This is a genomic window from Paenibacillus sp. J53TS2 (genome assembly GCF_018403305.1).
Lineage (GTDB): Bacteria > Bacillota > Bacilli > Paenibacillales > Paenibacillaceae > Fontibacillus > Fontibacillus rhizolycopersici.
In genome coordinates this window covers 25258-46587 of record NZ_BOSK01000001.1, presented here as the reverse complement: position 1 = coordinate 46587, position 21330 = coordinate 25258, and the positions used below count along the sequence as shown (strand labels likewise).

Sequence of the window (21330 nt, the reverse complement as noted above, 5' to 3'; positions counted from 1 at the left end):
GTTCTCCTCTTATGATAACAGAAAAACGCCCGGTGAAAAACGAGAGGTTCTATCAGCCAGCTGTGAGGATAATATCACTACGGTTGCCATATTCTTTGCCCGTCCCTTAAGATAAGATGATGATGGATGACCAATTGGAGGGGACTAGGTGTGGATACCTTTGCCTGTATTTATATTCTTCGCGGCGACCCGTTTCGTCCCGGGACCTGCTTATATCTGGATCAAGATGTGACGGAAATCGGGCGCACTTCTTCGGATAACTTTCCGGATATGGCGTTCACGAACATTTTTATTTCCCGCAAACATTTATTGATTCGGAAGGAAGGGGACCGGGCGGTTGCTTACGATATGGGAAGCCGCCATGGTACGGAGCTGAACGGGGTACGTATGATCGCGCATGCCCCGTACGTGCTTGAAACGAACGACATCCTGAAATTAGCGCGGGGTACGAGTGTACTGCATTTTTCCTATTCGCCTGGGGAACAGACGCTGGAGTTTGAGCCGGTGGTTAGCTCGGTACATCCGGAGGCGCTGGAGGGACCGGTTACGATCCATTGGGAGAAACGCGAGTGTATCGTGGATGGGGTCAAAATCTCGATGTCCGAAAAAGAATATTTACTGCTCAGACTGCTACATGAGCACCCGAACCGCCTGGTGACGATTCACGACATCAAGCAAAAGGTGTGGTACGACCGCAATCCCGGCCCTGACGGGCTGCCGGATGTGACGATCGACGAGCTGACGACGCTGATCTATCGGATTCGCAAGAAGTTTGGCCGAGACACGTTCCAGATCAATGCGATCCGAGGAAGCGGATATATATTAGAGACAGAGTAAGATTTGGATGGGGAGGATCGGGGGGAATCGGTTTGCGTAAGATCAGGAATATCTTTAGAACTAGAACGTTTTGGATTGTGCTTCTCTTTATCGCATTCGTTTATTTGAACAATACGCCGCATTTGATCGCCGCCCGCGACGGTGAGGCGAAGCTGTTAGCCCACCGCGGGCTGGCGCAAACCTTCCCGATGGAAGGGATTGAGAACGATACGTGTACAGCCGAGCGGATTTACGAGCCGGAGCATGAGTATCTGGAGAACACGCTGCCTTCCATGGAAGCGGCGTTTGCGGCAGGCGCGGACATGGTGGAGCTGGATCTAAAGCCGACCAAGGATGAGCAATTCGCCGTGTTCCACGATTGGACTTTGGATTGCCGGACGAATGCCGAAGGAACAACCAAGGACTACACGATGGCCGAGCTGAAAATGCTGGACATCGGTTACGGATATACGGCCGATCAAGGCAAGACGTATCCGTTCCGTGGCAAGGGCGTTGGGCTGATGCCCTCGTTGCCCGAGGTTGTGGAGCATTTTTCGGGTAAAGCTCTATTGTTGCACATCAAGAGCGACGACCCCGAGGAAGGTAGGCAACTTGCCGCTTACCTCTCTACCCTAAAGAAGGAAGAGCGGGACTTGCTGACTGTTTACGGCGGTGACCAACCGATCGCCGTCTTAAAGGAACTGCTGCCGGATACACGGGTCATGTCCAAAGCGACGTTGAAACAGTGTCTATTGTCTTACGAAGCTTCCGGATGGTCGGGATACATCCCCGACGCTTGTCGAAACACCGAGCTGCACATCCCTGAGAAAATCGCGCCTTGGCTGTGGGGATGGCCGGATAAATTCCTGAGCCGCATGGAACGGGCGAACACGCGCGTCATCCTGGTTGGCGGCGACGGCAGCGACTTCTCCAGCGGCTTCGATACGCCGGAGGATGTCAAGCGGCTGCCGGCGGGGTATACCGGTTGGATTTGGACGAACCGAATCGACCGGATTGCCGCAACGGTCCGAAGAGATCCTCCCGACTGAAGATCACAACAAGTGAATGGCCGTCCCAAAGTCTGTAACTCGACTTTGGGACGGCTTTTTTATACTTTTTTTAGATTTCGTTTAGAAGCGCTTTAGAGCCGGGGGCTAAGCTTATAAAGGAAAGACAAAACCATACGGAAAGGAAGAAGAAGATGAACCAAAAATGGATGAAGCGTGGAGCGGTATTCGGAATCGGGGCCGCCCTGCTGCTCGGCAGCGGATTGTCTGCCATGGCGGGAACGTCGGGGTACGAAACTTATAAGTCCGCGATCAAACAGACGTATACCGCGTCAAGCTTGACCAACCAAGGAAGCATTGTCGTGACCGACAACGGCAAGACAATTGCGAACGCGAAGTTGGAGGTCAAGCTGAACAAGGAGAAGGACACCCTGAGTGCTAACATTGAGGTAACCGGGACTTCGGGAACCCAGACGTTCCAAGCGTATAAGCAAGACGGAAAAATGGTGTTCGTCGGCGGCGACGATGCCGACATTTATCGAGTTCTGCCCCTTGCAGAAGAGGAGAAGCGATTCGGTGACGGGGACTTTGATCCTCCGCAGCATGCAGAACAATTGATGGAAGCTTTAGTGGGCAACATCACGGATTTGGCTACGGTGCAGGAACTGCCATCCGGCGGCAAACAAACCTCGCTGCATTTAACCGGCAGCCAAATTCCAGCGATCGTGCAAGCGGTAGGCTCCCTCGCAGCCGGACATATGGCAACGGCCGACAAAATGATGGCTGAAGACGGCCAGAATGCACACAGGGGACACGGGATGACCGGAGCGGCTTCTACAGGGATGATGTCGATGCATCCTTCTCTGACGGATTTCGATTTTCCGGTGTTAACGAAGGACGTGAAGGTTGAGGATATCCGTTTTGACGCGGAGATCAACAAAGAACAATATGTAGAACACCAGCAAGGACAAATACTCGTGCGGGGAACAGACGACGCAGGACAAACGCATGAACTCGTCGTCAAAGCCAGCTTTGATCTGTCCGGGTTTGGACAAACAACGCCGGATACCGTGGACTTGACCGGGAAGCAGGTCGAAACGATCGAACGCCAGGAACATATGCCGCGTTGGCATCGATAATCATGGAGTTACCGGGTGTCGGGCCAGGCGGCCCGGCATCGTTTTCTAGAATGGATCGATAGGAGTTGGTGGATGTGGAGACGATTTTGGAGGCACTAGGGGTTAGTAAACGTTTCGGCAACGGACGCGGAATCGGCCAGGTAAGTCTGAACGTCAAAGCTGGGGACATCGTTGGGCTGTTCGGGCAAAATGGGGCTGGCAAAACAACCCTGCTTAAGGCGATGACGGGCCTTTGCCGTCCCGACGAAGGAACCATTCGGCTATTCGGCTACGATTTGAATAACCACTTCGAGCAGGCGATGACCCGAGTAGGTTGCGTGATCGAGGCGGCAGATGCGTACGACTATATGACGGGGAAGCAGAACCTTCGTCAGGCCGCTCGCTACTATCCGAATGTGCCGGCTTCGCGAATCGAGGAAGTACTGGAAATGACGGGGTTGGCGCCTTATCAGAACGAACGGGCGAAGCACTATTCGTTAGGGATGAAGCAGCGTCTGGCGCTAGCGGCAGCCTTGCTGCCTGAGCCGCGGCTTGTGATCCTCGATGAACCGACGAACGGGCTGGATATTGAAGGAATGGTGGAGCTTCGCGGAACGATTTCCAGGTTGGCACGTGAAGAGGGGATTGCTTTTGTGATCTCCAGCCATATGCTAAGCCACCTTGAACCGATCGTGACTACGGTTGGAATCCTTCACCGCGGGGATTTGATTCGTTTTGGCCTCCGTTTTGAATTGGTGCCGCCGGACGTGACGTTGGAAGATTACTATTTGGATGCGATCCAATCAGGGAAAGGAGAAGATCTACATGAACGCACTGCTGGCTAGCTGGCGTAACGAGGTGGAGAAACTGTGGTTGCGAAAAAGAACCAAGGCGGTTCTGGCGCTGACCATCCTAGTTCCGGTGGGTTTAACACTGGGCATCTCATCTCTTGGCCGTATGATGGGGCTGACTGCCGCGCTCGGGGGGCAGGTCTCCATAATCACCCTGAATCTGCTAACCGGGTTCTTGCTCCCGCTCTATTTGTTTATCTCGGCTGCCGATTTGTTTCCCGGCGAGACAGCCGCTCGAACGATGAAATTAACACTGGTGCGCCCCGTGACTCGCGCCAAGCTGTTCGCGGCCAAGGCGTTGGCGCTCTGCTCGGCTGCAGCAGCGATCTTAGCCGCAGCCGGAGTGACTTCCGCGGTCTGCGGTCTGCTGACGTTCTCATCATCATCCATGCTGGAATGGACGGATAACCTGATCGCCTATGCGGTGTCCGTTGTTCCTATGGCGGTACTTAGTCTCATCGCGGTATGGATTGCGATGTTCTTCTCAAATAGCGCCGCTGCTCTGGGCTCCATGATTGTCGTATTCGCCGCCGCGAAGCTGCTGCCGATTCTGTTCCCGGCGATTGCGATCTGGTCGCCGTTTGCCTACACAGATTGGTACGCATCATGGATGGGTAACGGAGCCGGGACCGGCAAATTGCTGCAATCGTTTTTCATTTTGCTCGCTTATAGTATGATGGCATATGTAAGCAGCGTCACCCGATTTGAGCGCAAGTCATTCTGATCTCCTTGAAAGGAACCGCCTCTGATGACGATCCGACTAAGATTGATTTTATCCTACATTGCGATGGTGTTGATTCCCATATTTTTGACGCTGATCACCGCCCTGGTGCTAACGCGCGTCTTCTTCGGCGCCGGAGACGCTTCTGGCCGGGGTGGAGACGGCTTTCAGTTCCACGGGCATGCATTGTCGGAATTTTGGGAGAAGATCAATGAACGCGAACAGCTAATGAACGGGGTCAAGTTCGTTGCCGAGCAGGATCCCGAGCTATTGGCCGACCCGAAATTCGTGGCGGGTACGGGGGAGACGCTGCGGGGACTTCAAGCGGGTCTCGTGATCGTCCGGAACGGCGTAGTGACTTATGCCTCCTCCGATGTGGATCATAAAGGCTTAGAAGACGAATTGGCTCGGGTCGATACGGATCAGGAAGGACAATCGCGATGGATGATGAGCCGGGGTCCTGAAATAGGCGGCCGCTACAAGGCGGAGCGCGTAGACTTCGTATTTGGCGATCAGAGCACCGGAACCCTATATCTCTTATCCGATTTAAATCCATTGCTCGGCAAAATGTCGTGGTTTATGCCGATGATGTTTATTTCGCTTCTGCTTATCGTCGCGCTCACCAACTTGCTGCTGACGTTTTTCGTGTCCCGCAGCATTTTACGCCCCTTGTACACGCTCAAACGGGCGGCGGAACGCATCAAAGAAGGCCAGCTGGACTATCCGCTCTTGATGCAGCGCAAGGATGAGTTTGGCGAAGTGGGGGAAGCTTTCGAGGAAATGCGCGAGCGTTTGAAACATTCGATCCATTTACAACTCCAGTACGAGGAGAACCGCAAGGAAATGTTGTCTAATATTTCGCATGATCTGAAAACCCCGATCACCGGGATCAAGGCTTGCGTTGAGGGACTTCAAGACCGCGTGGCCGATACGGAGGAGAAACGCGACAAATACATCGCGATGATCGGACAGAAAGCGAATGATATGGACCGGATGATCGAGGAGCTCTTCCTCTTCTCCAAGCTGGATTTGAAGCGCCTGCCGTTTGACTTCGAACAGATGGATGTAGTTGGTTTTCTGCAGAGCTTCAGTGAAGAACTGAAGACCGACCCGCGTTTCGCACAGGTGCAGATCAAGTTTATCTCCGCCGCCGAGCACCCGCTTCACGTCGTCGCAGATCGGGATAAACTGAAGCGAGTACTCATGAATATTGCGGAAAACAGTTTGCATTATATGAATAAGCCCGACCCACGCTTGACCCTGGAACTCGAGGCTAGCCCTCGCGAAGCTCTCGTCCGCATCCGGGACAATGGAGCTGGCATCGATGAAGCGGCATTGCCGAAGGTGTTCGAGCGGTTCTACCGCGCCGAATCTTCGCGGAGCAGTCATAGCGGTCGCGGCGGCAGCGGTCTGGGTCTTGCCATCGTACGACAAATTATCGAAGCGCACGGCGGCATCGTGCGGGCAGACAGCCAAACCGGCGTGGGAACTTCGATCTCATTCACGCTGCCACGGCAGGCATATTCACGGACGGACGGTGAACGTAAATGAAACGGATTTTGATTATTGAAGACGATCCCGTGATTGCAGAGGTGGAGCGGGATTATTTGCAGGCGAGCGGATATGCGGCGGATATCGCCGCTAATGGAGACGAGGGGTTGCGGCTGGCGCTCTCGGAATCGTACGACCTGCTTGTGCTCGACCTGATGTTGCCGGGGGTGGACGGCTATGAAATCTGCAAGCAAGTACGCGAGGCCAAGGAAATCCCAATCCTGATGGTTTCGGCCAAGAAGGAAGACATAGATAAAATCCGCGGTCTCGGCTTAGGTGCTGACGATTACGTGAGCAAGCCGTTCAGCGTAGGTGAACTCATGGCCCGTATCAAGGCGCATTTAACGCGGTATGAGCGGTTGACGAACCATTCACGCCCGGCAGACAAAGACGAACTTCGCCTTCGCGGTTTGTATATCGATAAAATGTCGCGAAAGGTGTCGGTGAACGGCGTAGAGCTTGCACTAACGGGAAAAGAATACGATTTGCTGCTGTTTATGGCGATGCACCCGAACCGGGTATTTTCAAAGGATGATTTATTCGAAAGGATATGGGGGATGGACTCGCTGGGCGACCTGGCTTCCGTCACCGTCTACATAAGCAAATTAAGGGAGAAAATTGAGCGCGATCCGTCAAAGCCACAGTATATCGAAACGATCTGGGGCGTCGGTTACCGCTTTAATCTATAAGTTAAAGGGTTGTGCCTGGGTACCGTTTCTCCGACACTTTGCGCGATGATCCCTTTCACCTGATGCTCTCTGATCCAAAGGGATCATGGTAAAGGGGGTGGTGCTTTGATGGAAGTTACTATATAATTTTTAGCGGACTATAAATTGATTCAAAGCGAGGGATACCCATGGCTGCCATTGAAGTGCGCGATTTGCGCAAGACATTTAAGGTGCAGAAAAACCGCGAAGGCCTCAAAGGGGCCTTTCTTGATTTATTTAAGCGGGAATACAACGAAGTGGCCGCCGTGAAAGATATTTCGTTTCAGATTCCGGAGGGGGAGATCTGCGGATATATCGGGGAGAACGGGGCCGGCAAATCGACGACGATCAAAATGCTCACCGGCATTTTGGTACCGACATCGGGACATTTGAAGGTTGGCGGATTCGTGCCGCACGCCGAGCGCGAGAAGTTCGTGCAGCATATCGGGGTCGTCTTTGGACAGCGCAGTCAACTCTGGTGGGACATCGGCGTGATCGAGTCGTTCGAGCTGCTGCGCAAGGTCTACCGGGTGCCGCAGGCCGAGTACAAGAAACGGTTGGACGAACTGGTGGAACGCCTTCAGCTTCAGGAACTGCTGAACCGCCCGGTACGCAAGCTGAGCTTGGGGCAACGGATGCGTTGCGAGCTGGTTGCGGCGTTACTGCACAATCCTTCGATCGTCTTTCTGGACGAGCCGACGATTGGTTTAGACATCGTGGTCAAATCGGAAATTCGCGATTTCCTGAAGGATATGAATCGCGAGTACGGTACGACGATTCTGTTGACAACTCACGATCTGCAGGATATCGAGGCGCTGTGCTCCCGGGTTATTATGCTCGACGACGGACGGATCATTTATGATGGCGGCCTCGAAGAGCTGAAGGACCGTTGGGGTACGGGTAAGGAGGTGCTGTTCCAGTTCGGGACGGCTACCAAACTCGAGCAGTTGCGGGGCTGGACGGGAGCGCTGCCTGTGATCTGGACGGCGGAGAACGACCTGAACGCCAAAGTCTGGATCCCGCGGGATATTGGTGTCTCTGAGGTGCTGGGACAGGTTGTTGGCCAGGCGGACATCACCGACATCAAAATCATCGAAACCAACACCGACGAAATCGTCCGTAGCATTTACCAATCCGGTTCGGCGGATAAACCGGCGGACGCGGAAACGGAGAGCAAGGAAGGTGCGGTCATCCATGTCTAACCAGTGGGGGGCGTACCTCGATTTTATCCGCATCCGATTCTTGACGATGCTGGCGTATCGGGTGAACTACTATTCGGGTATCTTGATCTATTCGCTCAACATCGGGGTTTACTATTTTACGTGGAAGGCGATCTACGGGAGCGGCGGCGAGCTGGGTGGTTTTACTGCCTCGCAGATGACGACTTACTTAGCCGTTTCGTGGATGGCCCGTGCGTTCTATTTCAACAACCTGGATCGGGAAATCTCCACGGACATCCGTGACGGTAGCATCGCCATCCAATTTATTCGCCCTTATAACTATATCCTCGTCAAAATGATGCAAGGCCTCGGCGAAGGCATGTTCCGTTTCATCATGCTGATGGTTCCCGGCATGGCGATCGCCATGCTGTTATTTCCGGTCAAGCTGCCGACCGAGTCCAGTGCTTGGATCGGTTTTCTCGTGATGCTGTTCTTCAGCTTTCTGATCAACTCGCAGCTGAACGTTATTACAGGGCTTATGTCTTTTTTCGTGGAAAATAACGAAGGCTTTATGCGAATGAAACGGGTTGTCGTTGATTTGTTCTCAGGCCTGATCATTCCGATTAGCCTGTTTCCAGCTTGGCTTGGCGGCATCATGTCGTTCCTGCCGTTCCAGGCGATCACGTATTTGCCGGGTTCGGTGTTTACAGGTCGGATTCAAGGGTCGTCGATTTGGAACGTGCTTGGTATTCAGGTTATCTGGTTCGTCATCCTACTCATACCGATGATTGGGCTGTACCGTGCCTCGCGGAAGCGCCTGTTCGTGCAAGGGGGTTAAGGTAGCATGTACTACTTGGGCCTCATGGGCGAATACTTAAAAAATTACATGAAAACCCGAATGACCTACCGCGCCGACTTCTGGGTGGAGGTGATCTCCGATTTACTCTTTCAGGCAACAAACCTGATCTTTATCTTTGTCATCTTTATGCACACCAACAGCCTGGGCGGTTGGAGCGAGAGCGAAGTGGTGTTCGTTTACGGCTTCTTTATGGTTCCGTTCGGCGTGTTTAGCTGCTTCGTCAATCTATGGAATTTCAGCGAACGGTATATCGTCAAAGGCGAAATGGACCGGATTATGACACGTCCGGCGTATAACCTGTTCCAGATCTTCCTGGAAAACGTGGACCCACCGGCGCTAGTCGGCTCGATTATCGGAGGTATCATCATGGCGATCAGCGGAGGACAGTTAGGTCTCAGCTTCGAGTGGTGGACGATTCCCGCAATGCTGCTGTTTACGCTCAGTGCAGTAGCAATATATACCGGAATCTATACGACGCTAACCTCGTTGTCGTTTTACTCCGACGCGCCAACCGGCATCTTGCCGTTGATGTATAACGTTCAGGGGTATGGGCGGTACCCGGTAACGATTTACAACCGGGCGATTCAAGTGCTTCTAACCTGGATTTTACCGTTTGCCTTTGTAGGGGTTTATCCGGCTTCGCTGTTCCTGGAGCGGGAGGAGATGCGGCAAATGGCTTGGCTGACCCCGTTGGTAGGCCTCGTATTTCTGGCGATCGGCCTGACCGCCTGGAATTACGGGGTTAAGCGGTACCGGGGTGCAGGATCGTAAATCATATAGCATGAAAAGAAAGCCGGCGACCCTTAATGGGGCGCCGGCTTTCGTTCGTTAGAAGCGATTTCGGTTGCGATACAGCAGTACCATAAAGAACGGTGCTCCGATCGCCGCCGTCAAAACGCCGGCAGGAACGTCGCGCGGCAAAAAGGCGGTCCGCGCAACCAGATCCGCGACAAGCAGGATCAATGCTCCAAGCAACGCGCTGACCGGGAGCACGCTGGAGAAGGATGGCCCGGTTAGCCTGCGGGCCATGTGCGGGGCCATTAGGCCGATAAAGGCGATTGCGCCGCCAATGGCCACCGCAGCGCCTGCGAGCGAAACACTGAGCACGATCAGCAGCAGCCGCTGCAGTTGTACGCGCGAGCCAACGCTGGTGGCGATATCGTCGCCCAAAGCCTGAATGTTGACTTGGCGGGCTTGCAGCCAGGTCAGGATCAGCAATAAGGCTGTCCAAGGCAGAAGCGTCAGCACGTCGTTTTCCCAGGAGACGCCGTAGATGCTGCCGGTCATGAACGTGAGGGACTGGTTCGCCAGCTGCATCGGACCGGAAATGATCAGCATATACGATACCGATTTAATGGCAGCGGAGACGCCGATCCCGATGAGGATGATTCGCAGCGGAGACGCACCGTTCTTCCAGGCCAACACGTACAATAACCCCGTGACGATAAACGCGCCAAGGATCGACGCGAGCGGCATCCAGTGAATCGAGATGGAACCCTGGAATAGGTAAATAAACAGGATTGCTCCCAACGAGGCGCCCTCGGTAATCCCGGCAACGTCTGGCGAAGCGAGCGGATTTCGGATGACGCCTTGCAAAATGGCTCCGGCCACAGCCAAGGAAGCCCCGACCAGCACGGCTACCAAGATTCGCGGCAAGCGGAGATTCATGACGATGACTTGTTCGCCGGGTTCGGCCATGCCAAACAAGGCTTTCATGACGGTCTGGGGAGGAAGATAGTGGCTGCTGATCCCCACACTGATGACCATCATACCGAGACAAAGGGCGGACAGGAGCAGGCAAATCCAAAGGGTTCTTTTTTTCTTCGCCTGTAGGGATGAATTGATGTGGGTTGATGAGGTTTTACCAGGTTTGGCCATCAGTTCTTCACCCCTTTTCTGGCAATGTATACGAAGAACGGTACGCCCAAAATCGCGGTCATGACGCCGACCGGGACTTCCTTCGGCATGGCAATGTATCTGGAGCCGATGTCGGCAGAAACGAGCAGCAAAGCTCCGGATACAGCGCAATAAGGTAGAATCCAGCGGTGATCCGTGCCGACGAAGTGGCGAACAATATGCGGAATGATAATTCCGACAAATGCGATGGGTCCGGCCACGGCCACAGAGGCTCCGGCAAGCAGGATGACTGCGATTGCAGCCATCGTCTTGATGAAGCCTGTACGTTGGCCGAGCCCTTGTGCCACGGTATCTCCCATCGCCAGTACGTTAAGTTGTCGAGCTAGCAGAAGGGCAAGGAGAAACCCAGCCCCCATATAAGGTAAGACGTTAAGGAGTTGCTCCGTTCCTCGTCCCGCTACCGAACCGACTAACCAGACGAGCACTTGATCGAACATTTTGCCGTCGGACAGCATCAAGCCTTGGGTTAACGAGAAAAAGAACGCCGCCATCGAAGCGCCAGCGAGCGTAATCTTAAGCGGCGTCATACCGTCTCGTCCGAGGCTTCCTAAGAGGAAAACCACCGCGCCGCTAAGGGCCGCTCCAACCAAAGCAACCCAAGTTAAGGCTTGCATGCCCGATAGGCCAAGCCATCCCGATGCCAGAATGATAAAGAAGGCCGCCCCGGAATTGACGCCCAGCGTGCTGGGCGAAGCGATCGGGTTACGTGTGATCACTTGCATCAGCGCACCGGCCACGGCGAGACAGGCACCGACGGCTGCAGCGATAAAAGCGCGCGGCACACGGGCCGTTTGAACAAGCAAGTGTTCGTTACTGCCGTTCGGATGGACAAAGGATTCCCAAATGGTAGGGAAAGGGATGTCCGTCACGCCAAAGCTGATGCTGCATACAAGGGCTGCGGTCAAGATCAAAGCACAAATCAACAAGCCTAAACCTTTCATGAGGCATTTTCCCACTTTCCGATCGAATAGATCATGTCCATTAAATCTTAGAAGATGGGGAGGAGACTGTCAATGAGGTTGAGAATCATTCTTAATGTATTGACAATCGGACGGTAATGCCCTATATTTTTGAAGATGATAATCATTATCAGTGATAAGAGATAGACTCATTTTGAAGGGGAGAATGAATCATGAATCATAGTCGTAAGGCTTACACTTATCGCGGTCGTTCCATCTGGTGGGCCTTTGTTGTACTAGTGCTTGCGCTCGTAGTTGCGGGCTGCGGGAAGGACGGGAATCAAGGGGCGTCTAACAATAACGGAACAGAGGGGAACGTAGCTGCGGAGAACGCGAAAGGGAGCGGTAACGCGAACGCTGATGGCAAACGAATCGTAAAACATGCGATGGGCGAGACCGAAATCGTGGGGACGCCGCAAAAGGTCGTGATTTTGACCAACGAAGGAACGGAAGCGCTGCTCGCATTGGGCGTTAAACCGGTTGGAGCGGTTCGTTCCTGGACAGGGGACCCCTGGTACCCCCATATCAAGGATGAAATGGAGGGGGTTACCGTCGTAGGCGAAGAAAGCCAGCCAAACCTGGAGCTCATCGCCGGATTGCAGCCCGATCTCATTATCGGCAACAAAATGCGCCAAGAGAAAGTTTACGAGCAGTTGCAGGCTATCGCTCCTACGGTGATGTCCGAAGACCTGCGGGGAAATTGGATGAACAATTTCAAATTATATGCGGAAGCCTTGGGCTTGAGCGACAAAGGCGACGAGCTGTTGAGCGCATATGATGCGCGGATTGACGACTTTAAGTCCAAAGCCGGCGATAAGCTGAAAGATACCGTATCCGTTGTCCGGTTTATGGATGGCAAAACGCGCGTATACCACACGAACACGTTCTCAGGCATTATTTTTGAACAGTTGGGGATTGCCAGAAATCCAATGACGCTAAACGCCAAAGATACGTTTGTCGATGAGATCACCAAGGAACGGCTGCCGGAAGTGGATGCTGACCGGTTGTTCTACTTCACCTATGAAACGGGCGACGGGAAAGCGAATCAGACCGAGCTGGACTGGACAAATGACCCCTTGTGGAAAAATTTGAACGTCGTCAAGAATGAAAAGACCTACAAAGTCGACGATGCCATCTGGAACACGGCAGGCGGTATTAAAGCGGCTAATCTGATGCTTGACGAACTTTATCAAATCTATGAGCTAGATAAATAAGCCAAGTTATTTGACCGGTCTGGCGAACCGTCCGAGAATCTCAATGGATTGGACCACATTCATGAATGCGTGAGGGTCGGTGTCAACCACGGCTTTTCGGACGGCCGCCAGTTCGTACCGGGTCGTTACGGTCATCAACGTATAGTTCTGCTCTTCACGGTATCCACCTTCGGAATGAAGGCAGGTGATGCCGTGATGCAGCTTACGCAGTTGGCAGAGCATCTCTTCCTTGCGTTTCGTTATGATGAAGCAGGTCACCTTGATATGCCCAACATGGATCATATCGACGACTTTGCCTTTCACGAAAGTGGATAACATCGAATACAGAGCTAAATCCCAGCTTTGAAAAAAGCCGAGCGCCAAAATCACGAGTCCGTTGAGCAGAAAGAGGATGTTCCCCATGGGAACGTCCCTTTTTCGTGTTACGATGGATCCGAGAATATCAAAGCCTCCGGTAGAGCCCCCAACGCGAAGCGAAAATCCGATGCCCGCCGCTGAAATAATACCGCCGAATACCGCCGCAAGAATCGGGTCATGGGTGACTTGCACCTCGGGGATGATTGAGATAAACCAGGTGGTACTGACGACGGAGATGCAGCTAAGCACGATATAACGTCGCCCAACCGCTTTCCAGCCCCATAATATCAATGGAACGTTAAGCAGAAAGTAAACGATCGAGATATTCCACCCAGTCAAGTAACTGATGATGGAGGCAACGCCCGTAACCCCCCCGGACAGCAATTTATGTGGAATCAAAAACAAGTCGAGCCCTGCGGCGACAAACAAGGCTGATAGCATAATGACGCCAACCTCCTGTGCGGGTTTCAAGGAAGCTCGAAGCGGTTTTTCGATGATCGGGCGATACTGATCCAAATTCATGTCTATGCCTTCTTTTCATTTGAGTGTAGGATGTTTCATAAAATATATTTATCGGATTAAATTATCTTTTTTATCAGTCTGCCGGACTATGACATTTGTCAACCTCATGTCAAACAAACGTTATTCTTCTACTAGCTTCTGATAGGATTGATTCATTAATCCCACGCGTTCAATCGTTACCTTGATCGTAGGTTCGAATTGAATCTTGGCGAATTCAACAGCCCAGTCCTCTTTGATCGCTTGCCATCTCCGCGGATATTTGCGGTGATAAATGTCGGCGAACCCAACGACATCCGCCTGCATGCGGTTAACGGCATGCCACCCCTCCTGAACGATACGTAGCAACTTGTCTCCAATAGCACGTTCCAATTCCCTCGCCACTCCCGGATCAATCGCATCGAATGAGGAGTTGGTATCCGTGATCATGCCTTTCACTTTCAGGTTTGCGGTCACGATGATCCGCCCTTCCTTGCGAATCATCTTTAGCCGGGTGGAGGAGTCCGTGACCTCAAACGTGGATCTCGACTTGTGACCTTCCTTGTCTCCGCTAAATTCGAAGGAAATTACGGCCTTGTTCACGTGATTGCGAATAAAGGCGATTCCAAGTGCCTCGTTTTGGTTGACCCATCCGACCAGTCTGCCCTTCTTCAAAATAGCCAGCCCACCCAATTTCACTTTGGAGGCCGTTATTGTGTTTTCGAGCGCTTTAGTTGAACCTGGCTCGCCTTTTCCGGAAACCAGCAGTTCAGGGATCACGGCACATTTGGACGCTCCCGCCGTTTGAGAAGCCAAGTTGTACATATTGACTTTTGGAAGGATGGAGGTGTTTTTGGTTTCTCTATCAATCAACTTGTGAATGCCTTCACCGGTGTTTTTTTCAAGATACATCAATTGGGACACAACGATCCGAGGATTATCCTTGGTTATAAAAAGGTTGACGGTTTCCCTTGCTTGAGGATTCCGTAAGTACGTGTCAATCAGCGAATAAAGCCCGTATTTAGCGGCTTCATCGCCGATTATGAATACGCGGTTGTTCCCGATATGTAACTGACGCGTGTTCTCCAGTTCATTGTTAGCCAGTGCCTTCCGCAAGGTGTCTCCCTGAATCGACAGCACGCTGATCGGCGGACCGGAGTTTGCATTGCCCCCTGATGTTCCTGAAGCGGAGGCAGCCGGAGTAACGAGTTGGTAGGTCAACTCCCATTGATTATTTTTTCGATCAACACCGGTTGCCGACACGATCGCTAAATCCGTCAGTTCCTTGTGACTCCAGCATCCGCTAAGGAAGAGGCATATAACAATTGCGAAGATCATCTTTAACCTTTTGAGTGGGAAAATCATGATGTCACTCCTTTTCCGGATTCAGCCGGGAGGTCTGGGCTTGAGAAACTTCTTTTGCCGTATCCGGTTGTTACCGGCAATGCCGTCGGGACGGGTACGCATGTTCCATAACGGAAAGCGAATGAATACGTCCTTCAAATTCGTCCAAATCAAGGGGGCGACCGGCATGAGGTACGGCACGCCAAACGAGCGTAAGGAAGCAAGGTGTATGCAAAGCAGCATCAACCCGACCATGACACCGTACAGTCCCAAGGTTCCTGCCAGCAACATCAACGCGAAACGGATAAGTCCCACGGTGACCGACAGGTTCGGGGACGGGATCACGAAATTCGAGATCGCCGTAAAAGAGACGATGATGACCATAGCGGCGGAAATTAGGCCAGCCGCCACAGCGGCCTGACCCAGTACGAGCGCCCCCACGATCGATATCGCTGAGCCGATCGCTTTCGGCATGCGAACTCCCGCCTCCCTTAGCACTTCGAACGTAATTTCCATCAAGAATGCCTCGATCAGGCCGGGGAGAGGAACGCCTTCTCTTTGGGCGACCAAACTAACCAGCAGGGTTGTGGGCAGCATTTCCGGGTGATACGTTGTCACGGCAATATATAATGAGGGCAGCAACAGAGAGACGAAAAAAGCGCCGAAACGGAGCAAACGCAGGAACGAAGCGATGTAAAACCGCTGATAATAATCCTCGCTTGAATCGAAAAAAGTAAAGAAGGTGACGGGGGCAAGCAGCACGAACGGAGAACCGTCAACGACGATAGCGATTTGTCCCTCCAACAAGCCAGCCGTCGCAGCATCGGGACGTTCCGTGTTAAAAATCGTAGGGAAAGGGCTTAACGCCGCATCTTCGATAAATTCTTCGATATATCCTCCCTCCAGGATACCGTCGGTTTGGATCCGGTCGAGGCGTTCTTGAATTTCACGGACAACGGACTCGTCCGCAATGCCTTCAAGATATAAAACAGATACGTTGGTTTGGGTTTGCTCTCCGATAACTTTGTTTTGGATGCGGAGATTCGGCGATTTTAGCCTGCGGCTGATTAAAGACGTATTCGTACGCAGGCTTTCCGTGAATGCTTCCTTTGGACCGCGGATCACATTTTGCGTTGTTGGCTCTGTGATGCTTCTTCGTTCACCGCCGGATGTGCCTGACGCGACGGCTTGTGGATACCCATTCACGAGAATGACGGTATCCCCCTGCATGATTTGCTGCCACAGCGATTCCATGTCCTCCACGATAACAGCAGGCCCTGCAGCAGAAGCGCAGTTTTGAATCGCAGCGAATCTTCCCGCCGAATCCCCGTCATGGGCGGATAGGACGTTCATGAGTGGGTGAAGCAGCGATTCGTTGATCGATGTGAGGTCGACAAGTCCATCGAGATATACTAGTGCGCATTCCATTTGGTTCCTGTTGCCAGGAACATGAAAAGAACGGATCACAAGATCCGAACGTTTGGTGGCAGCGGCCCGCAGGCTATCCAGATTATCTTCCAGCCGCAAAGCTAATGGATGAGGCGAGGCGTGTTTCTCCTTGCGCTTTTGCATTACGTCGTTCTCTCCTTTTCATTCATTTTGAGGAGCGTCCCGTTTGCGTTTGAACCCTTGTGTAAGGAGCATGACCAGCAACAGGAGGATAGGCAAAACGATCTGAAAAATTGGAAAATGAAATTTCAGGTTGTGTTCAAAGCCAAATTGGATTTGCTCCATATAACTTTTGAACATTCTGGCTCCGGCAAAGATAGCTATACCTACGGGAACGACCATTACTTGGCGTTTTACTTTGAACAACTGCGCCGCGGCCAGAACCGCCGCCAAATAATAGGTCGCCTGCTTGAAGAAAACACCTCCGAAGAGCAGCAAGCTAACGAACGGGTCCATCCGTTCCAGAATGCCGCCGATTTCGATCAAGCTGGTCCCAAACATGAACGGGATGATATAGGCCCCTGACAAATCACCTAGTACGGCGATAATCAGCACATTGGTAAGAACGATAAAAAGGCCGGAGAAGGTATAGGAAATCAGGGTAAACTTTTTGAAGTCGTTAAACTGGGTGACATGTTTCCAGAAGATAAGAAATACGACCATTTCCCCGAAAGGAAAAGAGATGACTTCAGGGACGGCAGCGTTCCATATCGGCATCCATCCCTGTTCGACTAGGGGCAGCAATTGCTTGAGATTAACAAGACCGGAACCGATCATAAGGCCAAACAACACAAGATAGATCAACAGCAGCCAGGGGAGCACTAATTGTCCTACCCGAAAGAATACTTCGATGCCTTGGATAATGGCGTAAGCCCCAACGGCCAACAGCACAATCATCACGACGTCCAGCGGGGTTCCGGGCAGCAGGTACAAAATGACCAAATCCCCGAACTCCCTCACGTTACGAACCGATTTGTAAATGAAATATCCAACGTAAGCCAAGCCTACCGTAAAACCGAGGTATTTGCCGAAATAACGAGTCAGTATTTCAATCAGATCCCAATGTGGGGCGCGACTCTGAATCGGCATCGTGATAAATATCAGGATGCCCATCCCAAGGATCATCGCAATGGCGACAGAGATCCACGCATCATGTTTGGCTTCACTGGCCAGCAGAAATAATGAGGAACTACCGATTTGAAACAAGATGACAATCGAAGCAAGTTGGCCAACGCTAATTTTTTCGTGCAAAATAACTCCACCTCCTACACAACTCATAAACAATGATCCTACTATTACCAGATTCCGCTAAATTTATGAAGAAAGGTTCACCGGATGGGGGGCCAGTAAACAGGGAATCCTATTGGATAATTCTCACTTGAAAGCGAGGGATATCCATGGTACAAACAAAAGGGAACGGCGGAAATGGCCGGCAGGATTCGGATCCGGCGGTTCGACTTAGCCGGTTCAAGGCGGAAGTGATGATGCGCGAGGGGTACAACATCAACCCGGAGCGGCCGGATGACGTGAAGTATGAAGTGGCCAAATCGTTAGGCGTGACGCTGCGGGAAGGCGATAATGGCGATTTGACCTCGGCGAAAGCCGGCAAGGTAGGCGGCGCGATCGGCGGTTCGATGGTCAAGGAGATGATCCGCTTAGCGAAGCAACGCTTGAACGATCAGCCGTAATTTAGAATGGGGGTTCGCCATGGTCATGAACGAATGGGATCAACTGAAGCAGAGCATTTCGAAGGTGTTTACGTTGATTCTAGCGCTCATGGACCATGGGGAAGCCGCCGTATTTTCCAAAGTAGGGATGGAGCCAACTGGCGACCATTTCAACTCGATCATGAAGCTGGAGCTGGCGCAGCCGGCGATACCGTTTAATCCGTTGATCAACGCCGGCGCGATCGTAGTCTCCTCGATGATCAAGGGGGCGAATGCGGAGGAGAAGTCGGCGCGCATTCTGGATTTTTTTCGGGAATTGGCCGGAAATTCCGGTTTGAATTACGATGAACAAGTTTACCGCTCAGAGTCGGAGACGGGACATTTGAACCGATCGATGGCTTATTTTTTGCTGGATAAAGGGATCTTGGGCTGTGGCGTGGAAGAGGTGCTGGACATCTACTTCCGCCACTGCTCGATCAAGGTCTGCTGCGAGGATTTGGCGCGAATGGCGCTGGTGCTGGCATTAGACGGGGCCGATCCTTTGACGGGCAAGACGCTGATCCCGCGGCGTTACGTGCAGATTGCCAAAACGTTTATGGTCACCTGCGGGATGTACAACGGCTCCGGCGAATTTGCCATCAGCGCGGGGCTGCCGGCCAAGAGCGGCGTGTCCGGCGGGATCTTGACGCTGGTGCCTGGACGATACGGGATAGGAGTCGTAGGCCCGGCTTTAAACCCCAAAGGCAACAGCATCGCCGGGGTGCAGTTGATCGAGCGGCTGTCGCGAACCTTGGATTGGAGCTTATTTTAAATAGGAAAGGGCAGGTTTAGGTGAATCGACATTATCGGGTAATTTTAAAACAAATCGTGCATTGCTCTCATACCCACTTCCATTCGGAGTCGTTACTATAAAAGTTGTAAAGCAGATACTTACGATTCAAATGGGAGGGTTATCAATGTTCAAATGGAAGCGTTTACTGACGGCGCTGGTGGCAGTTACCCTGGTCGGGTCGCTGGCTGCCTGCGGTGGCGGAAACAACAATGCGGCAGAGCCGACGGGAGCAAAATCCGAAGGCAATGCGGCAACAGGATCGGGGAATGAACCCGTCAAGCTACGGATCATGTGGTGGGGGTCTCAGGAACGGCATGAAGCAACTTTGGCTGCCCTTGATTTGTATACGAAAAACAATCCGAACATCACGTTCGAACCGGAATACTCCGGTATGGACGGTTATTTGGACAAGCTGTCCACACAAGCGGCAGCGAAAAACGCGCCGGACATCGTTCAGCTCGATCCAGGTTGGGCGCCGGATTGGGCAAACCGCAAGCAACTCGCTCCACTGGATGCGGTTGATGTGTCGAAGATCGACCCAAAACTGTTAGCCGGCGGACAGCTGGACGGCACGCAATACGCCGTACCTCTGGGTTCCGTTGCTTTCGGGATGATTTACGACAAAGCGGCGCTGGATAAGCTGGGCGTCAAAAATCCGGAGAACGGCTGGACTTGGGATGATTTCTTCGCGCTGGCGAAAGAGTTGAAAGGCAAGCTGCCAGACGGTCAATATTTCACAAAGGATTATGCGGCCAACTACTTTATGTACTCGGCTTATCAGTACAGTAAAGGCAAAGGCATGGTCATTACGGAAGACGGGAAGTTCAACATCGATGAAACGTCCTTCCTGGAATGGACCAAGCATTTCGAGGAGCTTCGCAAGGAAGGGCTGGTACCGCCAGCGGACGTCAACTCTTCTGACAAAGAGTTTGACCCGCAAATGGACCTGATGGTCGCAGGGAAAATCTTGTTCCGTTATAGCTTCTCCAACAACTACAGCGCATGGGACAGCATTAAGAAAGGCGCTTACGCGTTGGTAACGATGCCGCGGGCGGAAGAAGCCGGCGGTTGGCTGAAACCGTCGATGTATCTGTCAGTCTCCGACAACTCTGAGCATAAAGCCGAGGCGGAAGCGTTCATCAATTGGTTCGTCAATGATCCTGAAGTGGCGCAAATTCTGAAGACATCTCGGGGCTTGCCGGTCAACAAGGACAATGCAACTGCGCTGGAATCCAGCATGAGCGACGTCGACAAGGTCGGCATGGGGCTGCTCCGCGCGACCGAGATCGACGGTCAAACCTGGACTGCCGGTGCAGGTGGTTGGACGAATTACATCGATAAGGATTTCCCGCTGGTGCACGATCAATTGAGCTTTAACAAGATCACGCCGGAAGAAGCCTACAAACAGCTGAAAGAAGCGGCTGCGGCTTACGAATAAGACGTTCGATCCCAGCCCGGAACCGGATTCCCGTTCCGGGCTGATTTTTACCGAGGTGAGGGGAAGGGGGCGCGGAGATCATGTACCGGATTCAGGATATTCTGGATCGGCTGATGCCGGCGGAATCGATAGAGCACACCGTCGACGGTCTCGTTATCGGCAGGCCGGATGAGGAAGTGCGAGGGATCGCCGTCACGTTTATGGCGACGCAGGCGGCCATTGAACAGGCGGTTTCGCTTGGAGCGAACTTGTTGATTTCGCACGAGGGGGTATTTTACAGCCATCGCTCAGACGGAAATACGTTGAAAGAGGACCCTGTCGTCTGGCATAAGAAGCATCGGCTGGAGGAACTGGGTCTCGCGGTGCTACGGTACCATGACGGTATTCACCGGGAGACGCCGGACGGCATCACGTCCGGGCTGATCGAGGAACTCGGCTGGCAGGACGCGGTGTGCGAATACCAACCAGCTTCCGCGGTACTGGAACTCCAAGCCGCAACGCTTGGTGAGGTCGCTCGCTTGCTGAAAGTGAAGCTAAACCTCCCATATGTACGGTTCACGGGCGATCCGTTGATGCTGTGCCGCAAGGTGGGAGTGCTGGTCGGTTACCGGGGCGGCGGCGAACTGGCGATCCCGCTGCTCAGGGAAGTTGACCTGATCATCGCCGGGGAAGGCCCGGAATGGGAAACGCCGGAGTACGTACGTGACGCCGTTTATCAAGGCAAGAGCAAAGCGATCATCTTCCTGGGCCATGGTCCGAGCGAAACGCCCGGAATGAAACGGCTGGCCCGCGTGCTCCGCGTTGCCTTTCCATCCCTTCCGGTTCATGTGATCGAGAATGAACCGTTATTTCATTGGATCTGACA

Annotated in this window: 21 protein-coding genes; 15 read left to right on the top strand and 6 right to left on the bottom strand. The window is 52.7% G+C overall.

What is annotated here, in order from left to right:
• Positions 1–126: 126 nt before the first annotated feature.
• From KJS42_RS00220 to KJS42_RS00175, 10 genes are all read left to right on the top strand, one after another.
• Positions 127–837, top strand: a complete 711-nt coding sequence (locus KJS42_RS00220) for an FHA domain-containing protein (RefSeq protein ID WP_244868340.1) — start codon at positions 127–129, stop codon at positions 835–837.
• Positions 838–869: 32 nt separating this feature from the next.
• Complete coding sequence (locus KJS42_RS00215) at positions 870–1865, top strand: glycerophosphodiester phosphodiesterase family protein (protein ID WP_193415343.1); 996 nt, start codon at positions 870–872, stop codon at positions 1863–1865.
• 152 nt (positions 1866–2017) lie between these two features.
• On the top strand, positions 2018–2962 hold the full coding sequence (locus KJS42_RS00210; RefSeq protein WP_193415344.1) for a hypothetical protein: 945 nt from the start codon (positions 2018–2020) through the stop codon (positions 2960–2962).
• A 74-nt stretch (positions 2963–3036) separates the two neighbouring features.
• Positions 3037–3786, top strand: coding sequence for an ABC transporter ATP-binding protein (locus KJS42_RS00205; protein ID WP_213621652.1), 750 nt, complete (start codon positions 3037–3039; stop codon positions 3784–3786).
• On the top strand, positions 3767–4516 hold the full coding sequence (locus KJS42_RS00200) for an ABC transporter permease (protein ID WP_213621651.1): 750 nt from the start codon (positions 3767–3769) through the stop codon (positions 4514–4516). The genes KJS42_RS00205 and KJS42_RS00200 overlap by 20 nt, the downstream gene beginning before the upstream one ends.
• A 24-nt stretch (positions 4517–4540) precedes the next feature.
• Positions 4541–6064 carry a sensor histidine kinase gene (locus KJS42_RS00195; protein ID WP_213621650.1) on the top strand — a complete coding sequence of 508 codons (1524 nt, stop codon included), beginning with the start codon at positions 4541–4543 and terminating at the stop codon, positions 6062–6064.
• Positions 6061–6753: a response regulator transcription factor gene (locus KJS42_RS00190; protein ID WP_155608143.1), complete on the top strand. Its 693-nt coding sequence runs from the start codon at positions 6061–6063 to the stop codon at positions 6751–6753. The genes KJS42_RS00195 and KJS42_RS00190 overlap by 4 nt, the downstream gene beginning before the upstream one ends.
• Positions 6754–6920: 167 nt before the next feature.
• Positions 6921–7973 (top strand): ABC transporter ATP-binding protein, encoded by a 1053-nt coding sequence (locus KJS42_RS00185; RefSeq protein ID WP_213621649.1) that lies wholly within the window; start codon positions 6921–6923, stop codon positions 7971–7973.
• Entirely contained in the window at positions 7966–8769 is an 804-nt protein-coding gene (locus KJS42_RS00180; RefSeq protein WP_155608145.1) for an ABC transporter permease, read from the top strand. Before KJS42_RS00185 ends, KJS42_RS00180 begins: the two co-directional genes overlap by 8 nt.
• A gap of 6 nt (positions 8770–8775) precedes the next feature.
• Entirely contained in the window at positions 8776–9561 is a 786-nt protein-coding gene (locus KJS42_RS00175; protein ID WP_155608146.1) for an ABC transporter permease, read from the top strand.
• Between the two features lie 57 nt (positions 9562–9618).
• Here KJS42_RS00175 and KJS42_RS00170 read toward each other — a convergent pair whose 3' ends face one another.
• Both KJS42_RS00170 and KJS42_RS00165 read right to left on the bottom strand, forming a co-directional pair.
• Positions 9619–10668 (bottom strand): FecCD family ABC transporter permease, encoded by a 1050-nt coding sequence (locus tag KJS42_RS00170; RefSeq protein ID WP_213621648.1) that lies wholly within the window; start codon positions 10666–10668, stop codon positions 9619–9621.
• Positions 10668–11648, bottom strand: coding sequence for a FecCD family ABC transporter permease (locus KJS42_RS00165; protein WP_193415349.1), 981 nt, complete (start codon positions 11646–11648; stop codon positions 10668–10670). Before KJS42_RS00165 ends, KJS42_RS00170 begins: the two co-directional genes overlap by 1 nt.
• A gap of 191 nt (positions 11649–11839) precedes the next feature.
• Between KJS42_RS00165 and KJS42_RS00160 the strand changes: the two genes are divergently transcribed.
• Positions 11840–12880 (top strand): ABC transporter substrate-binding protein, encoded by a 1041-nt coding sequence (locus tag KJS42_RS00160; RefSeq protein WP_213621647.1) that lies wholly within the window; start codon positions 11840–11842, stop codon positions 12878–12880.
• Between the two features lie 6 nt (positions 12881–12886).
• Here KJS42_RS00160 and KJS42_RS00155 read toward each other — a convergent pair whose 3' ends face one another.
• From KJS42_RS00155 to KJS42_RS00140, 4 genes are all read right to left on the bottom strand, one after another.
• Complete coding sequence (locus KJS42_RS00155; protein WP_213621646.1) at positions 12887–13759, bottom strand: YitT family protein; 873 nt, start codon at positions 13757–13759, stop codon at positions 12887–12889.
• Positions 13760–13879: 120 nt separating this feature from the next.
• Positions 13880–15073 carry a Ger(x)C family spore germination protein gene (locus tag KJS42_RS00150; protein ID WP_213621645.1) on the bottom strand — a complete coding sequence of 398 codons (1194 nt, stop codon included), beginning with the start codon at positions 15071–15073 and terminating at the stop codon, positions 13880–13882.
• 48 nt (positions 15074–15121) lie between these two features.
• Positions 15122–16651 carry a spore germination protein gene (locus tag KJS42_RS00145; RefSeq protein WP_213621644.1) on the bottom strand — a complete coding sequence of 510 codons (1530 nt, stop codon included), beginning with the start codon at positions 16649–16651 and terminating at the stop codon, positions 15122–15124.
• An 18-nt stretch (positions 16652–16669) separates the two neighbouring features.
• Entirely contained in the window at positions 16670–17779 is a 1110-nt protein-coding gene (locus KJS42_RS00140; RefSeq protein WP_244868339.1) for a GerAB/ArcD/ProY family transporter, read from the bottom strand.
• A 146-nt stretch (positions 17780–17925) separates the two neighbouring features.
• On the opposite strand from KJS42_RS00140, the gene KJS42_RS00135 reads away from it, so the two are divergent.
• From KJS42_RS00135 to KJS42_RS00120, 4 genes are all read left to right on the top strand, one after another.
• The gene (locus KJS42_RS00135) at positions 17926–18216 is read left to right on the top strand and encodes an alpha/beta-type small acid-soluble spore protein (RefSeq protein ID WP_213621642.1); all 291 of its coding nucleotides are present in this window, start codon (positions 17926–17928) and stop codon (positions 18214–18216) included.
• 25 nt (positions 18217–18241) lie between these two features.
• The gene (glsA, locus tag KJS42_RS00130) at positions 18242–19006 is read left to right on the top strand and encodes a glutaminase A (protein ID WP_244868338.1); all 765 of its coding nucleotides are present in this window, start codon (positions 18242–18244) and stop codon (positions 19004–19006) included.
• 145 nt (positions 19007–19151) lie between these two features.
• Entirely contained in the window at positions 19152–20465 is a 1314-nt protein-coding gene (locus KJS42_RS00125) for an ABC transporter substrate-binding protein (RefSeq protein WP_193415354.1), read from the top strand.
• 80 nt (positions 20466–20545) lie between these two features.
• Entirely contained in the window at positions 20546–21328 is a 783-nt protein-coding gene (locus KJS42_RS00120; protein ID WP_213621641.1) for a Nif3-like dinuclear metal center hexameric protein, read from the top strand.
• Positions 21329–21330: the final 2 nt, after the last annotated feature.